The organism is uncultured Cloacibacillus sp., assembly GCF_963926575.1.
Classification (GTDB): domain Bacteria; phylum Synergistota; class Synergistia; order Synergistales; family Synergistaceae; genus Caccocola; species Caccocola faecigallinarum.
Window position 1 is genome coordinate 70,888 of record NZ_CAWUXW010000001.1, and the last position, 19,935, is coordinate 90,822.

A 19,935-nucleotide genomic window follows, 5' to 3' on the forward strand; every position below is an offset into this window, starting at 1 on the left:
ATGACTAAAATCCTGGAGATGCGGGATATCCGCAAATCTTTCGGGAGCGTCCACGCCCTTCGGGGCGTGGACTTTTCCCTTGAGCGCGGGGAGATTACGGCGCTGCTCGGCGACAACGGCGCTGGCAAGTCTACGCTGATTAAGATAATCTCGGGCCTCTACGCGCCGACCTCGGGCACTGTCGAGATCAACGGCGCGCGCGTGACGAGGTTCAGCGTCGCGCACGCGCGCAGCCTCGGCGTCGAGGCGGTCTATCAGGACAGGGCGCTCGGCGTCTCGCAGCCGCTCTGGCGCAATCTCTTCGCTGGGCGGCATATCAAGACGCGCTTCGGCCTCATCGACGCGAAGCGCGAACGCGAGGCGGCGGCGGAGATTATTTCGCGTCTCGGCCTCTCGGGCGCGGGGATATCGCCAGACACTCCGGCGGCGTCCCTCTCGGGCGGCGAGCGTCAGGGGCTCGCGATCGGGCGCGCGATGTATTTCAAGGCGAGCGCGGTCATCCTAGACGAGCCGACGACGGCGCTTGCGGTCAGCGAGGCTGAGAAGGTGCTCGACTTCATGCGGCTGCTGAAGTCCGAGGGGCGCTCCGTCGTCGTCATCACGCACACGATAGAGCACGCGCACCGCGTCGCAGACAGGTTCGTAATCCTCTCACACGGCAAGGTTTTCGGCGAATGGCGCAAGGACGAGCTTTCGGAGCACGATCTCTTCGCGCGGCTGATGGAGGCGGAGAGATGAATTTATCGAATTTCGCAAGGAACAGCAAGAACCAGCTGATAATCACCGCGGTGCTTTTCGCGCTGTGGGCCTTCTTCGCGCTGCGCGCGCCGGGGGCCTTCCTCTCGGGCAGCATCTACATGACCTTCCTTTCAACAATTCCGTTCATCATGATAGTCGCGACGGCGATGACGCTGGTCGTCGTAACGGGCGAGATGGATTTGTCCTTCGCCTCGAACATGGCGATGTCGGGCTTCGTCTTCGCGCTCGTGTCGAAGTCTACCGGCTCCGTGCTCGCCGGCGCGGCGGCGGGCGTGGCGACCGGGCTCGCGATAGGATTAGTAAACGGCTTTATGATTACGCGCACGGGCGTGCCCGCCATCGTCGCGACGATAGGCTTCGACTTTTTCTGGCGCGGCTGCGTCATGCTGCTCTCGGGCGGCACGGCGATACCGCTCGGCATCGAGCTCAAGCTGGACAACCCGGAGATAGCCGTGCTCGTCGGCAGGCTCGGCGGTTTTCTGCCGATGCAGTCGGTATGGGCGCTGCTCTTCGCCGCCGCGACGGCGCTCATCTACCACCGCACCTCGTGGGGCGACGACCTGCGCTTCATCGGCGACGACATAAACGTCGCGAAGATGCTCGGAATGCCGGTCGGCGCGGCGCGCACGGGCGTGTTCGCCTACCTCGGCTTCGCGGCGGGGCTCGCGGGCGTCCTCGCGACCGCGGAGATGGGCAACTGGTGGCCGACGCAGGGCGAGGGCTATCTGCTGCTCGTATTCGCCTCGGTCTTCATCGGCGGCACGTCGGTCTACGGCGGCAGCGGCACGGTCTGGGGCACGGTCATCGGCTCGATAATGATGGGCACGATAGAGGCCGGGATAGTGAGCTCCGGCTGGTCCGGCTTCTGGACGCGCTTCGTCGACGGCCTCGTGCTCCTGCTCTCTGTCTCGTTCTACGCGCTCGTGTCGAAGAGGAAGAGGGAAAGCGGCGCGAACGGGTAGGGACGCTGGGGATTTTTATAGAGATGAGCCGAGCGCGCCGCATTCACCGCGGCGCGCTTGTTTTAATGTGTTGTTTTGCTTTTTATTTTACCTTCCGCACCGACATTTTTATCAGCGCGAGGCGCGCGTAGTGGGCGAGCCATGCCCAGAGCGCCATTATTGCGGCGTAGTCGAGGAAGAAGAGAGAGAGCGGGCGCTCTGTGTCGAAGAAGACGAACTGATTTCGCAGGAACATGTAGTCGAGCAGGCTGTGGCGCATGAGCGCATGCGCGCCGAGCAGGGCGGCGGCGGCTCCCGCGGTCCGAAGAAGCGGCGTAATCCATCTGGGCGCGTTCTGCGGCGCGGCGGCGTTCTTCATCATGCCGAGCATCATGCTCCAGTGCAGGCCGAGGTGCAGCGAGATGAAGCAGTAGCCCCAGTAGGCGGCGAGCATGTGGACGGTGCGCGCGAGCGACGCGCCGCCGCTGAGGAACGGTATGTCGTAGAGATAGCGCGACATCGCGGCTCCGCTGACCGCGGCTGCGGCCATCGAGACGAGGCAGAGCAGGTTGACGGCGGTCTGGAAGGCGCGCAGCGGCGTGTATCGCCCCGTGAGGAGCGCGGCGTACCATTTGCGGTTCAGCGCGTTGTGCAGGATGAAGAGCAGCGCGAGGCCGCTTCCTATCCATTCGTGCGCCTCTTCGCCGACGAGCATGTAGGCCATGCAGGCGTAGAGCGCGGCTGTCATCATGATGTCCACGCAGATTTTGAATTTCACGGAGGCTTTCACTGGGCGGCGCTCCTTTCACGAGATTGGCGGAGGTTTCGCGCGCCTCCGAAGTTTCCGGCGCGCTTCCGCGGCGCGGCGTCCGTCACGTACATTTTACTATCCGCCGCGCTTTGCGCGTCTTTTCGGATTTTCCGGGAACCAGCCGCGCGCGACGCGGCGTTCTTGCTCTTTAAGCTCGATTATGCACCAGAGGCACGTGCAGCCGAGCGAGCCGAGCGCGACGGAGAGCAGCGGCGATTCGGCGAAGAGCGACGCGGCGCAGCAGAGCGCGCCCGCGGCGAGGAATGCGGGCCAGCAGCGCGACGAGAAGTAATATTCGGCCTTTATCACGACGGGATGAAATATCCCGATGCAGACGAACGATATGACTGCGGCCTCGATTCCGAGCAGGTTCACTCGCTCCGCTCTCCTTTCGCCGCGCGATGGCGCGCGGATGTTTTCACGGATTCTATTCTACTATCGCGGAGGCGGCGCGCGCCAATGCTTTCGGTGCACCGCCGTGCCATGCCCGGCGCGTATGGGCGCGCGGGTATGAAAAAGGCCGCGGGACGAAGCCGCGGCCTTTTCGCATATTTTACACCGGCGCCGTTATTCGAGCGACGCGCGCATTTTTCTTATCACTTCGGCGGGGTTCGGCTGGCCGAATACCGCGTTGCCCGCGACGGCTGCGTCGCAGCCCGCCTCGCAGACTGCGGCGGCGTTCAGCAGGTTCACGCCCCCGTCTATCTCGATGAGGTATCCGAGGCCGAGTTCGGCGCGGCGCATCCGCAGCTCGCGGACCTTGTCGAGCGTCTCGGCGATGAAGGACTGCCCGCCGTAGCCGGGGTTGACGGACATGACGAGCACGAGGTCCGCCATGTGGAGCACCGGCTCGGCCATCACGACCGGCGTTCCCGGGTTTATCGAGACTCCGGCGAGAACGCCCGCGTCCTTTATCTTTTGCAGCACGCGGTGGATGTGCTTCGCCGCCTCGGCGTGTACCGTGAGCAGCGACGGGCCCGCCGCGAGGAACATGTCCACGAAGTCCTCGGCGGGCTCGGCCATCACGTGGACGTCGAGGAATGCCTCGGGCCAGCGTTTTCGCAGCGCCTTGACGAGCGCGGGGCCATAGGAGAGGTTCGGGACGAAGTGGCCGTCCATTATGTCGACGTGGAGCCAGTCGGCCTCGCCCTCAAGCCGTTCGATGTGTCCTCCGATGTCGAGCGCGTCGGCGGAGAGCAGCGACGGCGCTATGAGCATACGGCGTCCCTTTTTGAGTTCGGTTAGTTGTAGCGGTCCTGCCATACGAATTCGCCTCCGAGATAGATCGTCACTCTCGCCTCGCCCGAGTAGGGGACGTTGAGCGAGATGTATTCGCCGCTCTTCGCCGTGCCGTCCTTCAGCACGCGCGTGCCGTAGTCGTCCATGAGCTCAATCTTGAGTGAGAGCGGCTTGGACAGCGGCGGCACCTGGTAGCGCACCTTCGCGGTCTTCTGCGGGCCCGTCGGGCGCGCGGCCTGCTGCGGCTGCTCCTGCGGCTGGATCTGCGCGGGCTGCGCAGCGGCCTCAGGCTGCGTCTCGGTCTGAGCGGGCTGCACCGGAGCTTCGACTACCTGCGTTTCGTCGCGCGCCGGCAGCTTCGTCGGTATCGTCACTGGCTTGGTCTCTTTTATCACGACCTTGCGCACGGCCTCGGCCCGCGCGGGGTCCTGGTCGTTCGCGGGCGGCGCTTCGACGGGCGGCGCGTCCGTCGGCAGAGGCGCGCGCGCAAAGGTCAGGCTGACGAGCGAGCCCGCGGGGACGCGGCTGCCGGCCTTGGGACGCGACGAGAGCACGCTGCCCTCGGGCACGGCGTCGGAGGGCGACTCGGATGTCTGTCCGAGGCGCAGGCCGAGCTGCTCTATCATGTCTATCGCGGCCTGCTGGCCGTAGCCGCGCAGGTCGGGGACGGCGACGAAGGAATTCTCGCCTTTCGCGCCGCTGCTGACGAGCAGCGTCACCATGCAGTTAGACGAGACGCGCTGCGGCGCGGCGGGGTTCTGCGCGATTACTGTGCCGGAGGGAGTGAGCTTGTCCGTGACGCGCACGACGCGGTCGACCTTGAAGCCGGCGTCGCCGAGCATCTTGACGCCCTCCTCGAACTTGAGGCCGCGCACGTCGGGTATCGCCTGCGCTGCTCCGCCCTTGCTGACACGGAGCAGGACGACCTTGCCCTTCGAGACCTTCTCTCCGGCGCTGAGGTTCTGCGCCACGACGGTGTCCTCGGGCGCGGACGAGTCTACCTTGTCCACCTTCGCGAGCAGCCCGCGCGTCTGGAGCGCGTTGAGCGCGTCTACGAGCTGCATTCCCGTGACGCCGGGCACGGCGACGTCCTTGTCCTCGACGAAGACCATCTTAACGCCGAGATAGGCGCAGCCTATGATGACGAGGAAGGCTACGAGCATGCCCCAGCGGTGTATTCTGCCCATCTATTCCACCTCCGCGGAGCCGTGGCGGCGCTTCGCGAGCATCGCCATGTAAAATCCGTCGACCCACGGCAGCGCGGGCATTATGACGGTCCCATAGGGTTTGCCGCGGCGCATGAACTCCGCCCTGCGTTCGACCGGGAGCTCGACGAGCTCCGGATGGCGGCTCATCACGTCGGCGACTATTTTTTCGTTTTCGGTGCGGAAGAGGCTGCATGTACTGTACATCAGCACGCCGCCGGGCGCGAGCAGCGTCGCGGCGCGTTCGAGCAGTTTGCGCTGGAGCTTGCCGTTTTCCTCGACCTGCTCCGGCGAGCAGCGCCATTTCGCTTCGGGATGCCTGCCCCACGTCCCGCTGCCCGAGCAGGGCGCGTCGAGCAGTATAGTGTCGGGAGCTTCGTCGGGCTCGAGCGTCAGAGAATCGCCGCATTTGAATTTCACGCGCTCTTCGGCGCGCATGCGCATCATCTCAAACTGCGCTGACTTGAGCTTCGGCTCAGAAACGTCCCACGCCTCGATGCGCGCGCCGCGCATTATGTCCGCGAGCTGGCCCGTCTTGACGCCGCGCCCGCAGCACATGTCGAGCACGTATTTCCCCTCGGCGCGCTTCGCGAGCGTCTCGGCGGCTAGCATCGACGACTCGCTCTGCGGCATTATCTTGCCCTCGCCGAAGCCCGGAAGCTCTAGCGGGAATGGATTCGCCGCGGTGCGCACGGAGCGTTCGAAGAGCGGCGACGGCCACGCATGGCGGCCCGAACCGTTGTACTCCGCTATATACTCGTCGCGGTCCACGCCCTGCGAGAGGCGCAGTGAGAGATACGTCTTCATCCCGCTCGCCCTGACGAGCTTTTTGGCCTCCTGTATGGAGAGCTCCTTCGACCACTGCGCGGCGGCCCAACCGGGAACGCCCCAGTAGAGCGCCTGGTCGCGCAGCGCGCCGCTTTTTTTCAGGCTTTCGAGAAATCTCGGATATTCGTCGGATACGGTGTGGAGCACGGCGTTGACGAGGGCGACGTCTTTTTGCCCGCCGCCCGCCTTGACCGCCTGCACGAGGCCGTTTATCAGCACCGGCAGAGCGAAGTGGCGCAGCTCGACGATGCCGGCTATCCCTATCATCAGCGCGTTCCATGTAAGCGGCGGCAGCTCGCGCGGGCCGCGCTTGCAGTATTTTATAAGCATCGTCTTCCAAAGGCTCTGCCTGCGCAGCGTGCAGTAGAGCAGCGTAGCGGCGAGCTTCCTGTCGCCCGGCGCGATCTCCTGGTACACCTTGCGCAGCGCCTCGGAGGCGAAAGCGCCGCCGCGCACCTCGCCGTAGACGGCGAGAGCGGCTTCAAGTCCTCTCATGATCTCAACCCCTTGCCGCGCGACGCGCGCACGGTTTTTTCATCTGTTTATTGTATATCATACAGGCGTAAAATCGCCGGTCTTCGGCGACCGGCGACGAAAAAACGATATTTTTCTGCGTTTCGGGAGTCCGCGCTATTCGTCGCGGCTCATTCCGCGCAGCGCTATCAGCCTCACGAGCTGGAGCACCGTCATGACGAGCGCCGCTACGTAGGTCAGGGCCGCGGCGTCGAGCACGGCCTTCGCCCCGCCTATCTCCTGCTGCGACAGGATGTTCGTCTCGCGCAGCATGCGCAGCGCGCGCGCGCTCGCGTCGAACTCGAGCGGCAGCGTCACGAGGTGGAATACGAGGACGCTGCAGAAGAGCAGGATGCCGAGGTTCAGAAGGTTCAGCGAGCCGATGACGAGCCCTATGAGGAAGAGCGGAATCGACGCCGTCGAGCAGAGCTGCACCGCGGGCGCTATCGCGTTGCGGAACTTCAGGAAGCCGTAGTTCTCCTTGTCCTGCACCGCGTGGCCGACCTCGTGCGCCGCGACGCCTATCGCGGCTATGCTGCGGCTCGCGTTGACGCTGTCGGAGAGGCGCAGCACCTTGTCCCTCGGGTCGTAATGGTCCGAAAGCTCGCCGGGCACGCGCTCGACGCGCACGCCGGAAAGGCCGTTCCTGTCGAGCAGCCTGCGCGAGACCTCCTCGGCGGAAAGGCCGCTCATGGCCCGGACCTCGCTGTATTTCGCAAAAGCGCCCTTCACCTTGAACTGCGCCCAGAGCGAGAGCAGTATGGCGGGAATGAGCACGATTACTGTCGGGTCAAAAAACGGATATATCATCCGCACACCTCCACGTTATCTAAAATTACTCCTATTATACGATATTTACCGCCGTTTATGCGTGCTTCGCGTAAAAACCGGCAATTTCGCTCACTATGCGTTCCTGCTCCTCGGGCAGCAGCTCGGGGAACATCGGCAACGCGAGCACGTCGTCCGCGAGAGCCTCGGCGACGGGGAAATCGCCCTTCTTGTAGCCGAGGTTCGCGAAGCAGCGCTGCAGGTGCAGCGGCAGCGGGTAGTAGACGCGCGTCGTAATCCCGCGCTCCGCGAGATACTTCATAAGCTCGTCGCGGTGCTTAGCGCGCACGACGTACTGGTGGTAGACGTGGCGCCCGCCCGGGAGCTCAGCGGGCGGCGTGATGAAGTCGAGCAGCCCCTTCTCGCCGAAGAGCATCATATAGCGGCCCGCGACGATGCGGCGCTCCTCGTTCCAGCCCTCAAGGTGGCGCAGGCGCACGCGCAGAATCGCGGCCTGCAGCGCGTCGAGGCGGCTGTTGATGCCGACCTCGTCGTGGAAGTAGGTCGTCCCCGCGCCGTGGACGCGCAGGCGGCGGATCCTCGCGGCGAGCTCCTCGTCGTCCGCTATCGCGACCATGCCGCCGTCGCCGTAGCAGCCGAGGTTCTTCGTCGGGAAGAAGGAGAAGCAGCCCATCTTTCCGACCGAGCCGCTGCGCGCGACGCGGCCGCCTATCATGCGATGCGCGCCTATCGCCTGCGCGCAGTCCTCGACGAGCGCGATATTGCGCGAGGCGAGCTCGTCCTTAATCTCCTCGAGCGGGCACATCTGCCCGAAGAGGTGGACCGGCAGCACGGCCTTCGTGCGCGGCGTGATCTTCGCGAGAATATCTTCGGATTTGATGTTGTAGGTGACGGGGTCGACGTCGGCGAAGACCGGCGTGCCGCCGCAGCGCGTGATGCAGCTCACCGTGGCGAAGAAGGTGAAGGGCGTCGTAATGACCTCGTCGCCCGGCTTCAGGTCGAGCGCCATCATCGCGAGCACGAGCGCATCCGTGCCGGAGGCGCAGCCGACTGCGTTCTTCACCTCGAGGTATGCGGCTATCTCGCGCTCGAGCGCCTCAACCTCGGGGCCGAGGATGAAATGCTGCGTCTCGAGCACGCGAAGCACCGCGACGTTGATTTCCTCCTTGACGCGGGCGTAGTTCCTTGTAAGGTCGAACGACGGTATATTTGTCATATTGGGCATGATTTCTGCGGTCCCCCTCTACTCCTTTTCTTTTTCCTTCGCCTTCGCGGCGGCCTCCGAGAACATCGCGTGCACGCGCTCCAGGTGCTGCTTCATGAGCTCCTGCGCGCCTATCCTGTCGCGCTGCGCTATCGCGCGCAGAATCGCGCGGTGCTCGCCCGACGACTTGTTCTCGGACTCGACGAATTTGCTGTAGAAATAAATATAGACGTTGGTGCGCTGGATTATATTGTCCACGTACTCGCTGAGCACGTAGTTCTTCCCCGCCTCGGCGATAATGCGGTGGAAGTCGTTGTTCGCGGCGAGGAAGGCGTCCACGTCGCCCGCGTCGTAGGCGGCGTCGCCGTCGCGCACGAGGCCGTCGAGCCTTTCGAGCGTGCGCTTGTCCATGCCGGTGCGGCAGGCGAGCTCGACGCTCATATTCTCAAGATACTCGCGGACGGAATAGGAATTGTCCATCTCGTGCGAGGACGGCGAAGCGACGCGCGCCCCGCTGTTCGGGACGATCTTCACAAGCCCTTCGTTCGCGAGCCTGCGCAGCGCCTCGCGCACAGGCGTGCGGCTGACTCCCATTTCGTTCGCTATTTTAACCTCGAGGAGCCTCTGCGCGGGCTTCAGCTCGCGGCTCAGGATTTTTCCGCGCAGCTCCATGTACACGGAATCCGACGAGGTGTTATACATCCGATGCAGCATTATTAAAACATCCCCCTAAAAACTGACGCGCGCGCTTCCCGCGCACACGGTGTAGAACAAACACAACTAACAATCTTAGCATAAAAACGCGCGCGCGCAACAAAATAGAACATAAATCCGCGCCGCCGGAAAATTTTTGACAGCCCAGCCCGCGGGCCGTAAAATAATCGCCATGAACAAAAGGCTTATCGTGCTCATCCTTTCAATATCGACCATCGTCGCCTACGGCTACGCGCTCGGCGGCCTCGGCAGCTACGCTATGGGCGTGCCGAAGCCCGTGCCCATCGCGGCGGGGCTTTCGTGCGGCACGGTCTTCGCCGTCGCGGCGCTGAGGCTCTGGAAGAGCTACCTCGAAGAGCTCGAACGCGAGAGAAAAGCCCTTGAGGCGGAAGAAGAGCAAAGCGAAGAAAAACCCGGCGAGCCTGAGGCGGAGGAGTAAACGCGCCGGCAGCTCCGCCGGTTCGCGCCGCGCGCCTAAAACCGACGCCGCAGGCGTCGAACGCAGACGCGCGCCGTGAATTTACGAAAACTACCAAACGCATAGGAAAGAGCCGCGGCTTGAGGCCGGCGGCTTTTTTCGTTTTTCGTCGAGCCGCGGAACTTTCGCAGACTCGCCGCCGCGGCGCAAAATTGATGAAAAGTCCGCCGCGCCGCGCCGCATTACGCTAATCAACCTTACTTAAGCCCTCGCCTCACACATTGAACACGGAGGCCCCTGACAGAAGCATTCAGGGGCGACATCGGTTTTATAAATCCAGCGCCGCGCGCATGAAAAAGCCGCCGCATCCTCGACGGAGCGGCGGCTTCGTGTGTGTTCGTTTCTTTTACGCGGCGCTTACGGCTTCACCAGCGGAAGGTCGGGGTTGCCGGCCCAGGCCTGGAAGCCCGCGTCGTAGCTCTGGCTCTTCGTGAAGCCCGCGTAGCGCAGGAGCATCGTGACGAAGGCCGAGCGGACGCCCGCCGTATCGTAGACGACTATCTCGGTGTCGGTCGTGATTCCGTAGGGGGCGAGCAGCGCGGCGACTTCCTCGGCGCTCTTGAAGTGTCCCTGCTCCGTCACGAAGTTCTCGCGCGAGATGTTGACCGCGCCGGGGAGGTGTCCCGCGCGCTTCTCCTGGAACGGGCGGATTTTTCCGTTGAATTCGGGCTGCGTGCGCACGTCGATGATCGCGAGGCCCGGCTTGCCGAGGTTGTCGTTTATCCACTGCGTCGTCGCGGTGTAGTTCGGCGCGTACTTGCTTATCGTGAAGGCGACGGTCTTGGCCTTGACCTTGTTCTTCGCGAGCTGTCCGCCTGCGGCCTTCCACGCGCCTATGCCGCCCTCGAGTATCTTCGCGTTCTTTATTCCGGCCTGACGGAGTATCCAGAGCGTCCAGCCGCTCTGTCCCCAGCCGCCCGCGTCGCAGTAGGCGACTACGGTCTTTTTGCCGTTGATGCCGAGCGCGCCTATGCGCTTCGCCATCGTAGCCTCGGGCCATATAGTCCCCCACTTGTCGGTGCCCTGCTTCGCGTTCATGTTCGCGAAGTAGGTCCACGGCGCGTTGACCGCCCCGGGGATGTGGCCGCCGAGGTAGAGGCTCTCGGGGCGCGCGTCCACGAGCACGACGTTCTTGATGTTGGCCTTGAGCCAGTCGGCGCTGACGAGGATGCTCTCTCTCGTCTCGGGCGTTCCGGCCTGCATCGGCGACGGGTTCAGCGGGCGTCCAGCGGGAACCTCGGCAGAGGCGGGAGCGGCAGGGGCGGCGGTCGCCGCGGGCTGCGCCGGTATCTCTACGGCCGCGGGCTTCGCGGGCGTTTCAGGAGCGGGCTGCGCTTCGGGCGCGGAGGGCTGAGGCTCGGGCGCGGACTCCTCCGCCGGCTCCGCGGCGTCCTGCGCCGGGACCGCGACTACTCCGCGGTTGTTGCCGGCGTCTCCGGCTTCCTGCGCGGCCTGCTGCGCCGCTTCGCGCACTATCTGGTCGACCGCGGCGGCGGCGGGGTTGGGCGTCTCTGGCGTCTCGGCCTGCTGCGCGGGCTGCGCCTGCGCGGGCGCTTCGCTCTCTTCGGCGGCGGCGGGGGCCTGAGCTTCGGCCTTGTCCTCGGCGGCTTCTCCGCCGGTCTTCTCCTGGTTCGTCGCCTTGAAGGAGTTGATCTGCGCCATTATCGAGCTTGCGCCGTCGTCTTCCGCCGCGAGCGCGAACTGCGCGGCTCCCGCCATCATCGCGGCGGCGAGCGCCAGCGTTAGGAGTTTCTTCATATTACCAGTCCTTTCTTGATTCCCGGCATTCGCCGGTTTTGTCGTTTTCCGCGAGCTTGCGCGGATTATAGCACAGCTTTTTGTGAGTTTTATGAGAGCTTCCAGTTGTCGTAAATCCAGCGCGCGGCGCGGCGCGCTTCGTTGAAGTCCTCGGCTTCGTCCGCCCCGCCTTCCGCGCCCTCGCGGCGCAGCCGCAGCCAGTCGCCGTACTCGACGAGGACGCCTCCGTGCGCGAAGTGGTCGAATACGAGGTCGAACTTCGGTATGCCCCAGAGCAGGTTCGGCTGTATCGCGCCCGCGTTTACGAGCGCCGCCGTGAGCCGCTGGAGCAGGCTCTTGACGCCTTTTTTGTGGCCGACGCGCAGAAACACTGCGCGGTGTCCGCCCGTTATCGTCTCGGAGACCATGTTGACGGAATCTTCCGTGCAGAATACTTCCGTGGAGAATCCGAGCATCGCGGGTATCGGGTTGAAAGCGTCCTCCGCGGCGATGAGCAGATATTTTACGCAGGGCGAGTGCGAGGCGAGCGTCTTTACCATTTTCGACGCGGCGTCGCTCGTGCGGCGCGAGGTCGTGATGAAGACGTCCGCGCCCGCGTGCTGCGCGAGGTTGAGTATCTGCCCGATTTGCTTCTTAACCCAATCGGCGCTTATCTCGTAGTTCGCGTCGTCGCCGCCTATGAGTATCGACCATTTTTCGGCGGCATCGGATGGATGGGCCGCGAGCAGGGCTTCGGCCTCTTTCTCTAAATTTTCTTTTACGACGTAGTTCGGCGAGCCGAGCGTGACGAAGACGTTCGGCTTGCGCTCGGGGTAGTCGTGCTCGGGCACTATCGCGTAGTCGAAGGGCTCCGTGCCGAGGACGCTCGGCGTCATTATCGTCGCGCAGGCGCAGCGCCAGATGTAGCCGAGCGCTATGTTATAGGGCGCTGGCGTGCTTCCGGCGGAGAGTATCAGCGCCGCGCCCGAGCCCTCCTGCACTCCGCGCTCCGCGAACCACTGGCCTACGCGGCGGATGAGCTGCTCGCCGCCGTTCGCGGCGAGCCAGTCGCGCGCGTCGCGCCTCGTGCCTCCGAGCAGGGCCTTGGACGACGATTTGGCGCGCGCCTTAGCCGCGCCCGTAAGCTGCGGCACCTCGGCCTCGAGCACCTCCGCGCCCGTGAGCCGCGAGAGCCAGTAGGCTACGCCGCGGCTCTGGTTGACGTGGCCGCGGATTCCCTCGCTCAGTATGACGATCACCTTGAGCGCGTCGCCGGGCGTCATTTTTCTTCGTTCTTCCTCTGCGCGAATATCCTGCGCACCTCTTCAAGGTCTTCGATCGTGTTGACGTTCGGACCTTCGGAGGGGTATTTCGTCGGGATGACCGCCATCGAGTAGCCGTGCTCGAGTATGCGGAGCTGTTCGAGGCTCTCGGTCTGCATCAGCGGCGTCGGCGGAAGCGAGACGAGCTTCAGCAGGAATTCCTTCGTGAAGGCGTATATGCCGAGGTGCTCCCATACGGGGCAGCCCGCGGAATTTCTCGGGTAGGGTATCGGCGAGCGGCTGAAGTAGAGCGCGCGGCCGTTCTGCGCGCGGACGACCTTGACAATGTTCGGGTTATGGAAGTCCTCGTCGCGCGTTATCGGCACGCAGACGGTCGCGGAGTCGGCCTCCGGGTCAGCGATAAGGCCGTGCGCGAGCTCGCCGAGCATTCTCGGGTCGAGCATAGGCTCGTCGCCCTGTATGTTGATTACGTAGTCGGTGTCGATTTTCGCCGCTATCTCGGCGGCGCGGCTCGAGCCGTCCGGATGGTCGGCGCGCGTCATCGCGACGTCGCCGCCGAATTTCTCCGCCGCGTCGTATATCCTGTGGTCGTCGGTCGCGATTATGACGCGGAAGAAGACGCCCGAGGCGCAGGCGCGGCGGTAGACGTGTTCGAGCATCGTCTTGCCGCCTATCTCGAGCAGCGGCTTTCCGGGGAGCCTCGACGAAGCGTAGCGCGCGGGGATGACCCCGAGTATCTTAGGCTGCGTCATCTTAGCGCGCGGCTTTCCACTCGCGGAACTTCCGCAGCATCTTTTCGCGGTCGAGCGGCTTCACGTTCTTCACTATCCACTCGCGCATCGCCTTGCCGTCCTCCGTCTCCTGCTTGTAGCTCATGAACTCGAGCTCTATGCCGAGCGCGTCCGCTATGCGCAGAGCGAAGACGGGCCATATCATGCCGATGTCGCCAATGACGGGCAAACTTCCCTCGTGGCGCGCGAAGGCCGACATTTCCATGCGGAACGGGATTTTTGAAATTTTCGTCTTAGGCAGCCCCTTGTCGATCGCCTCCTGTATCATCGCGCTGGACTTCTGGAGGTCCTGCGCGCGGCGGAGGTTCTCGTCGAGGTCGAAGCGCACGAGCGTCTTATCCTTGAGGCTGTAGACGCGCTGCCCCTGCCACCACGACCAGATGCCGTGGCCCGTGTAGGTCTCGAAGGGGCCGTCGTGTATCTCCTGCGTGAGCGCGACGGCGGATTCGATTATCACGTCGGCGGAGCCGAGCATGTCCGCGATGCGGCGCGAGCGCTCCGCTACTGGAATGCTGTCGCCGACCGAGAGGCCGACGTGTCCGCCGCCGACCATCTGCGGTATCGTGACGAGGACGGGGACGCCGCGCTCCGCGCCCGCGCCGAGCATCGTGCGCGCGTCGCAGCCCCAGCCCGCTACGGTCTCGAAGGGCAGGCCGCACTGACGGCAGAGCGAGAGTATCTCCTCCGCAAGCTTCTCGGTGCGCAGCCCCATCGGATAGGCCATGTTCGCCGCGGCCTTGATGACCATGTGGCCTTCGGCGGCGTGGCGCTTCGCGAGCAGCTCGCGGTCGAGCAGCATTTCTTTTCCGAGCTCGTCGAGCTCTTCGTCTGTCATGTCGGTGAACTCGAAGACGTTGCCGCGCGGCATCTTCTCCTCGTCCATGCCGAGCTGCGCCGCTCCGCACATCTTGACGCGGTCGAGCGCGCCGCCCATCTCGTGGTTGACGACTGCGGAGCTCGTCGTGACGCCGTCGACGACGCCCTTCGTTATGAGCTCCGCGATGAGCGTCGTGACGCCCTCGTGGAGGTTCGGGCCGCTGCCGGTGACGACGGCGACCTTGCCGCCCCTCTTCTTGGCTTCGACGACTTTGTTTACCGCCGCGTCGAGAGCTTCGCGCGAGCGTTCGTCGAGGCCGTTGTAAAATTCCTCTATTAGTCCGCGGTTAATTGCCATTTTCTCTTTCCTCCGCTTCCGTTCAGAGATATTTTTTTATGATTTTCCACGTGCGCGCGGATGCGCCGCGTGATTTGTCGAAGTATTCGCGGCTCAGCGCGAGCCATTTTTCGCGTCCGCCCTCGCCCTCGTCCGCCACTGCGAGCCACGCGCGGGCGAGGCCCTCTTCGTCCGCGACCTGCGAGGCCGCGCCCATCGCGAGGAAGGCGCGCGACGCGTGAGCGAAGTCCTCCATGTGCGGGCCGTACTGGACGGGGACGCCCCACGAGAAGGGCTCGAGGATGTTTTGCCCGCCCTTGTCGGCGAAGCTGCCCCCGACGAACGCGGAGCGCGACGCGCCGTATAGGTCGAAGAGCACGCCTATGCGGTCTATTATCAGCACATCCCAACCGGCGGTCAAGCCGGAGAACATAGCGGTCCTGTACTCCGCGGGCACGAGCGACGCGACCGCCGCCGCGCGCTCGGGGTGGCGCGGAGCTATGACGAGCCGCGCCTCGGGGCGACGGCCGCGCAGAATCGCGAAGGCGGCGAGAACTTTTTCGTCCTCGCCCGTGTGCGTGCTGCCGGCGATGAATATCGGACGCTCCGGCTCGCCGAGCTCCGCCGCCAGTTTGTCGCGCGCGGCTTCGTTCCTGCGCGCGAGCAGCGCGTCGATCTTGCCGTCGCCCATCACGAAAAGTTTTTTTTCTTCGACGCCGAGACGCGCCAGCCGTTCCCTGTCCTCCTCGTCGCGCAGGAAGAGCGAGGCGAAGAGCGAGTACGCGCCGCACGCGAGCGGACGGCGCAGGCCGCCCTGCACGCGCGCCCACGTCCTGTCCGATATGCGGCCGTTGATAAGAAAGGCGGGGATTCCGCGGTCTCGGCACTCTGAGAGCATATTGGGCCAGAGCTCCGTCTCCGCCGCCGCAAAGGCGACTGGGTTCAGCGCATCGAGAGCGCGGCGGACGAAGAGATTTTTGTCCCACGGGTAGTATATATGGAAGTCGTATAAATCTTTGCCGAGGCGTTCCGCCATGGCCCTGCCGGTCTGCGTCGTCGTCGAGATGACGAACGGGCCCTCCCATCCGTCCTCGCGCGCCGCCTTGATGAAGGGCACGGCCGCCTGCACCTCGCCGACGGAGACGGCGTGGACCCACACGGGCCGCCGTCCGCGCAGCGCGGCGAGCTTTTCGGGCGCGATCAGCCCCTGGCGCTCGTCGTTGCCCTCGGTGTATTTCGCCTTGAGCTTTTTATGCGAGAGCGCGAAGAATATATCTATCGCGCCCCCGTAGAGGCCGCGCAGCAGAGACAGCTACGCCACCCCCGCTTTGAGTATCTCGTGGATGTGGACCATGCCGACGGGCCTGTTCTCGTCGTCGACTACGATGAGCGCCGAGACCTCCCACTGTTCGACGATGCGCACGGCTTCGACCGCGAGGCGGTCGGGGCCGATGACGCGCGGATGCGTCGTCATCGCCTGCGAGACCGGGAGCTCGAGCCCTTCGACGCCGTTCTTCTCGATGAAGCGGCGCAGGTCTCCGTCGGTGAAGACGCCCGCGAGCCTGCCGTCGTCGCCGACGATGGCCGTCGCGCCGTAGCCCTTGCTCGTGATGTCGAATATCGCGTCGCGCACGCGCGCGTTGACGTTCGTCACAGGCAGCTTGTCGCCGCTGCCCATGAGGTCGCGCACGCGGAGCAGCAGACGCTTGCCGAGAGAGCCGCCCGGATGGAAGAGCGCGAAGTCTTCCTTCTGCAACCCGAGCAGCAGCGTCGCCATGCCCGCGACGGCGTCGCCTATCGCCATCTGGAGCGTCGTGCTGCTCGTCGGAGCGAGGCCGAGCGGGTCGGCCTCGGCGTCGACGTGGCTGTTGAGCACGACGTCGGCCTCGCGCGCGAGCGACGACTGCGGGTTGCCGGTCACCGCGATTATCGGCGCGCCGATTCTTTTGAAGTATGGAATGATGTCTATAAGTTCGTGAGTTTCTCCGCTGTTGCTGAGGAAGTAGCCGACGTCCTCGCGGCATACCATGCCGAGGTCGCCGTGCGCGCCCTCCGTCGCGTGCAGGAAGAAGGCCGGAACGCCGAGCGAGGCGAAGGTCGCCGCGCTTTTGCGTCCCACGTGGCCGGACTTGCCGAGGCCGGAGACGACGACGCGTCCGCGGCAGCGGCTCACAAGATGCGCCGCGCGCGCGATTTCGTCGCCTAAACGGCCCGCAGCCGCTTCGAGCGACGCAGCCTCCTTGAGCAGGATTTCGCGCCCCGTCGTTATAAGCTCGTCGTTGGAAATTTTCTTTTCTTCACGTTCGTATGGAAGGCTCATCGTCTACTCCTCCGCCCAGTCAAGCCGCGAGAAGCCGAGCTTCCCGCGAACAACGCCGTCTATCTCATGCACCTGCCGCAAAACCTCGCGCACCTTCGCGAGAGGTATCGAGTTCGGCCCGTCGCACTTCGCGCGCTCTGGCTCGGGGTGGACCTCCATGAAGAGCGCGTCCATGCCTATCGCTGCCGCCGCGCGTATGAGCGGCAGGACGAACGAGCGGTCGCCGCCGCTGCATGTGCCCTTGCCTCCCGGTTTCTGCACGCTGTGCGTCGCGTCGAACATGACGGGCACGCCGAGCGAGCGCATGACCGGCAGCGAGCGGAAGTCTACCGAGAGCTCATGGTAGCCGAACTCCGTGCCGCGCTCGCAGAGGATTACGTCCTCGCAGCCGCTCTCGCGGCACTTGCCGAGCACCGAGGCCATGTCCTCAGGGGCCATGAACTGCGCCTTCTTCACGTTAAGCGGCTTGCCGGTGCGGCTCGCCGCCGCGAGCAGGTCCGTCTGGCGGCAGAGAAAAGCCGGTATCTGAAGCAGGTCTACGTGCTTCGCCGCAGCCTCGGCCTGCCACGGCTCGTGAATGTCCGTGACGACGGGGACGCCTGCCTCGCGCCCGATCTCCGAGAGCCATTCGAGCCCTTTCTCGACTCCGGGGCCGCGGTAGCTCTTTATCGAAGTCCTGTTCGCTTTGTCGAAGGAAGCCTTGAATATATAGCCGAAGCCGAATTCGGCGCAGTATTCCTTCATCGTCTTCGCAATCGCCAGCGCCTCCTCGAAGGTGTCGAGCACGCACGGGCCGGCGGCCACGGCGAGCGTTCCCCCTCCGACGGAGACGTTCCCGACCTTCACCACTCTTACGTCATTTGAGGCGGACATCTTCATCAGCTCCTTCGCCTTTCGTTTTTCTATTCGCCGAGCGAATCGAGGTATTTCTTATATTTTTCATAGACGCGGCAGCGGGCCTCCCAGCCCAGCTCCGCCGCGCAGTAATCGACGACGTTGTCAAGCGCGCCCATGCGTCCGAGGTTCTTTATGCCGGCCTCCTGCATCGAGCGGCGCAGCTCAGGGTTCGTCAGTATGCGCTCCGCGGCGGCCGCGAGCTCCGCGGGCTCCGCGGGTACGAGCACCTCGGCCTCGCGCAACAGCTTCTTCTGGCGCAGCTTGCCGCGCTCTATTATCGAGACGACGGGGACGCCGAGCCCGGCGCAAAGCTGGTTCGCCGTCCCGCCGAGGCCGACGAGCAGCTCCGCGCCGTAGGCCGCCGCGGCGACCGGCGCGCGGCATATCGTCACTTCGGCGGCGGCGGAGCGCAGCGTCCCGCCGTCCTCCGAGAGCGTCCAGCCGTCGAGGTTCTCTGTCATTTTTTTCAAATCTATCGTCGGCGCGGGCACCATGACGAAGCAACATTCCATCTTCGACGCGAGCAGCGTCACGGTGTCGAGCACGAGCTTTATGTCGTCGTATGCGCGCGGACGGCTGCCGGGCAGCAGCAGGATTTTGAAGCCCTTGCCGTTCCACGCGAAGGCGGGCTCGTTCGTCTCGTCGAGCAGGTCCATGATGGGGTTGCCCTGGAAGACCGCCGGCACGCCGCGGTCGACGAGCTCGCGCGCGGTCTCCTCGTCGCGCGTCCAGACGAGAATGCAGCGGCGGCGCATCAGCCATTTTTCTATGCGCATGTGTCCCGTGAGGTGGACGGACTTCGCCGTTGCGACGAAGAGCGGCTTCATGCCCTGTCCCCAGAGCACGGAGAGCAGCAGGTAGACGTCGCCGACGCAGACGGGCGTGCGGTACTTCCCGCAAAGCTCGCGCATCTTCTTCATCTGGCTCTTTATCGCGCCGCCAAGGCCGTGGCGCATGTCGCCGACGAGGTCGCGCAGGTGGTACTTCACGACGCCGCCGCTCGGCATGTCCGCGGGCGGCGAGACGACGTTGATTCCGTTCATCTTATAGGGCTTGCCGGAGCCGACGAGCGCAAAGGCGTCGACGTTGGCGCAGGGGAAGCGCGCCTTGAGCTTCTTCGCGAGCACGACGCCTATCGCGTCCTCGCCGTTGCCGTTCGAGGCGACGAGGAACGACGGCCGCAGCTTTTCGAGGATTTTCCGGCGGAAGCCGAGCGGGTCGCGCAGCGCGACCTTGATGCAGGGAACGTAGAGCGGGAGGTTGAGGCTCAGCTTCCGCGGCATATTCGCCAAGTCCTTCTCCGTGCAGACGAAGCCGTCGGCCCCTATCTCCGCGGCGAGCTTTTCAAGCTCCGCTATTTCGTTTTCGGTGAGTATATGATGGTCGCGGTAGGTCCGCCGCTCGGCGACAGCGACGCCCAGCTCGTCTAGGAACTGATAAAATCCGCCGGGGTTGCCGATTGCGGAGAGCGCGATGTATTTTCCCTCCGGCACGAAGCCTTCGTCCTCGACCGTGCGTTCGCCGCCGCCGGCCTCGCGCGCTATCCAAGACTCGAGCTTTATGTCCGCGACGAAGATTCTGTCCTCCGTCACGTAGGGCGAGATTTTTCCCTTGATTTCCTCAATCGCGCCGGCCTTCGCCTGGTTCGCCTTCGTCAGCACGATGATGTCGGCGCGGCGGAAGGCCGACATCGGCTCGCGCATCGAGCCCGCCGGTATGACCTGCCCGTTGCCGAAGGGACAGGTCGAGTCGACGAGGACGATGTCCACGTCGCGCCCCATCTTCCTGTGCTGGAAGGTGTCGTCGGTGACGGCGACCTCCGCGCCGAGAGAGGCGAGCAGCTTGACGCCCTCTATCCTCTTGCGCGAGACGACGACCTTCGTGTCGGGCAGGCGGCGCGAGAGCATGAGCGGCTCGTCGCCAGCGAAGTCGCGGCGCGTGCTTTTTTTATCCTGCCCTATCCAAAGCGGCGGGTGCTCCTTCGTCCTGTAGCCGCGGCTCACGAGGCCCGCCTTTATCCCGGCCTCGGCGAACTGGCGCACGACGTACTCGGCCATCGGCGTCTTGTTCGTCCCGCCGAAGCAGTTGTTCCCGATGCTCACGACGGGGAGCACCGGGTCGGCGACGGAGAATATCCCGCGCTTGTAGAATCCTATCCGCAGCCGCATCCATGCGCGCGTCACGAACTGGCAGGGCCAGAGGAAGCCCCATACCGGAGAGCCTCCCTCGCCGCGCGCGTATTTAAGATAGCTGCGAAGTATCCACGACATTTT

19 protein-coding genes are annotated in these 19,935 nt (G+C 64.4%); 3 read left to right on the forward strand and 16 right to left on the reverse strand.

Annotated elements, in window-relative coordinates; all coding sequences use genetic code 11:
• Together ABGT66_RS00340 and ABGT66_RS00345 are read left to right on the forward strand one after the other, a co-directional pair.
• A complete protein-coding gene (locus tag ABGT66_RS00340) occupies positions 1-738 on the forward strand; it encodes an ATP-binding cassette domain-containing protein (protein WP_346688098.1) in 738 nt (245 codons plus the stop codon).
• Positions 735-1,721 carry an ABC transporter permease gene (locus tag ABGT66_RS00345; RefSeq protein WP_346688099.1) on the forward strand — a complete coding sequence of 329 codons (987 nt, stop codon included), beginning with the start codon at positions 735-737 and terminating at the stop codon, positions 1,719-1,721. Before ABGT66_RS00340 ends, ABGT66_RS00345 begins: the two co-directional genes overlap by 4 nt.
• An 82-nt stretch (positions 1,722-1,803) precedes the next feature.
• Here the strand turns inward: ABGT66_RS00345 and ABGT66_RS00350 are convergent, their stop codons facing one another.
• From ABGT66_RS00350 to ABGT66_RS00385, 8 genes are all read right to left on the reverse strand, one after another.
• Entirely contained in the window at positions 1,804-2,490 is a 687-nt protein-coding gene (locus ABGT66_RS00350; RefSeq protein WP_346688100.1) for a DUF4405 domain-containing protein, read from the reverse strand.
• 96 nt (positions 2,491-2,586) lie between these two features.
• Positions 2,587-2,886 carry a DUF4491 family protein gene (locus ABGT66_RS00355; RefSeq protein ID WP_346688101.1) on the reverse strand — a complete coding sequence of 100 codons (300 nt, stop codon included), beginning with the start codon at positions 2,884-2,886 and terminating at the stop codon, positions 2,587-2,589.
• Positions 2,887-3,078: 192 nt separating this feature from the next.
• Positions 3,079-3,774 (reverse strand): ribulose-phosphate 3-epimerase, encoded by a 696-nt coding sequence (gene rpe, locus ABGT66_RS00360; protein WP_346688102.1) that lies wholly within the window; start codon positions 3,772-3,774, stop codon positions 3,079-3,081.
• On the reverse strand, positions 3,753-4,937 hold the full coding sequence (locus ABGT66_RS00365; protein WP_346688103.1) for a PASTA domain-containing protein: 1,185 nt from the start codon (positions 4,935-4,937) through the stop codon (positions 3,753-3,755). Before ABGT66_RS00365 ends, rpe begins: the two co-directional genes overlap by 22 nt.
• Positions 4,938-6,278, reverse strand: coding sequence for an RsmB/NOP family class I SAM-dependent RNA methyltransferase (locus ABGT66_RS00370; RefSeq protein WP_346688104.1), 1,341 nt, complete (start codon positions 6,276-6,278; stop codon positions 4,938-4,940). It lies immediately after the preceding gene.
• Between the two features lie 135 nt (positions 6,279-6,413).
• Positions 6,414-7,106: a zinc metallopeptidase gene (locus ABGT66_RS00375; protein WP_294193140.1), complete on the reverse strand. Its 693-nt coding sequence runs from the start codon at positions 7,104-7,106 to the stop codon at positions 6,414-6,416.
• A 55-nt stretch (positions 7,107-7,161) separates the two neighbouring features.
• The gene (locus tag ABGT66_RS00380) at positions 7,162-8,301 is read right to left on the reverse strand and encodes a DegT/DnrJ/EryC1/StrS family aminotransferase (RefSeq protein WP_346688105.1); all 1,140 of its coding nucleotides are present in this window, start codon (positions 8,299-8,301) and stop codon (positions 7,162-7,164) included.
• A gap of 27 nt (positions 8,302-8,328) precedes the next feature.
• On the reverse strand, positions 8,329-9,003 hold the full coding sequence (locus ABGT66_RS00385) for a GntR family transcriptional regulator (protein ID WP_346688106.1): 675 nt from the start codon (positions 9,001-9,003) through the stop codon (positions 8,329-8,331).
• Between the two features lie 136 nt (positions 9,004-9,139).
• On the opposite strand from ABGT66_RS00385, the gene ABGT66_RS00390 reads away from it, so the two are divergent.
• Positions 9,140-9,442: a hypothetical protein gene (locus ABGT66_RS00390; protein WP_346688107.1), complete on the forward strand. Its 303-nt coding sequence runs from the start codon at positions 9,140-9,142 to the stop codon at positions 9,440-9,442.
• Positions 9,443-9,838: 396 nt separating this feature from the next.
• Here the strand turns inward: ABGT66_RS00390 and ABGT66_RS00395 are convergent, their stop codons facing one another.
• The 8 genes from ABGT66_RS00395 to lpxK form a co-directional block, all read right to left on the reverse strand.
• Positions 9,839-11,239, reverse strand: a complete 1,401-nt coding sequence (locus ABGT66_RS00395; protein WP_346688108.1) for a rhodanese-like domain-containing protein — start codon at positions 11,237-11,239, stop codon at positions 9,839-9,841.
• Positions 11,240-11,328: 89 nt separating this feature from the next.
• Complete coding sequence (locus tag ABGT66_RS00400) at positions 11,329-12,501, reverse strand: ELM1/GtrOC1 family putative glycosyltransferase (RefSeq protein ID WP_346688109.1); 1,173 nt, start codon at positions 12,499-12,501, stop codon at positions 11,329-11,331.
• The gene (gene kdsB, locus ABGT66_RS00405; RefSeq protein ID WP_294193130.1) at positions 12,498-13,253 is read right to left on the reverse strand and encodes a 3-deoxy-manno-octulosonate cytidylyltransferase; all 756 of its coding nucleotides are present in this window, start codon (positions 13,251-13,253) and stop codon (positions 12,498-12,500) included. Before kdsB ends, ABGT66_RS00400 begins: the two co-directional genes overlap by 4 nt.
• 1 nt (position 13,254) lies before the next feature.
• Positions 13,255-14,466: a hypothetical protein gene (locus tag ABGT66_RS00410; protein WP_294193127.1), complete on the reverse strand. Its 1,212-nt coding sequence runs from the start codon at positions 14,464-14,466 to the stop codon at positions 13,255-13,257.
• A gap of 22 nt (positions 14,467-14,488) precedes the next feature.
• Complete coding sequence (locus ABGT66_RS00415) at positions 14,489-15,757, reverse strand: glycosyltransferase N-terminal domain-containing protein (RefSeq protein ID WP_346688651.1); 1,269 nt, start codon at positions 15,755-15,757, stop codon at positions 14,489-14,491.
• Positions 15,758-16,765, reverse strand: a complete 1,008-nt coding sequence (locus ABGT66_RS00420) for a KpsF/GutQ family sugar-phosphate isomerase (protein WP_346688110.1) — start codon at positions 16,763-16,765, stop codon at positions 15,758-15,760.
• A gap of 3 nt (positions 16,766-16,768) precedes the next feature.
• The gene (gene kdsA / locus ABGT66_RS00425) at positions 16,769-17,638 is read right to left on the reverse strand and encodes a 3-deoxy-8-phosphooctulonate synthase (RefSeq protein ID WP_346688111.1); all 870 of its coding nucleotides are present in this window, start codon (positions 17,636-17,638) and stop codon (positions 16,769-16,771) included.
• Positions 17,639-17,667: 29 nt separating this feature from the next.
• On the reverse strand, positions 17,668-19,932 hold the full coding sequence (gene lpxK / locus ABGT66_RS00430; RefSeq protein ID WP_346688112.1) for a tetraacyldisaccharide 4'-kinase: 2,265 nt from the start codon (positions 19,930-19,932) through the stop codon (positions 17,668-17,670).
• Between the last annotated feature and the right edge of the window lie 3 nt (positions 19,933-19,935).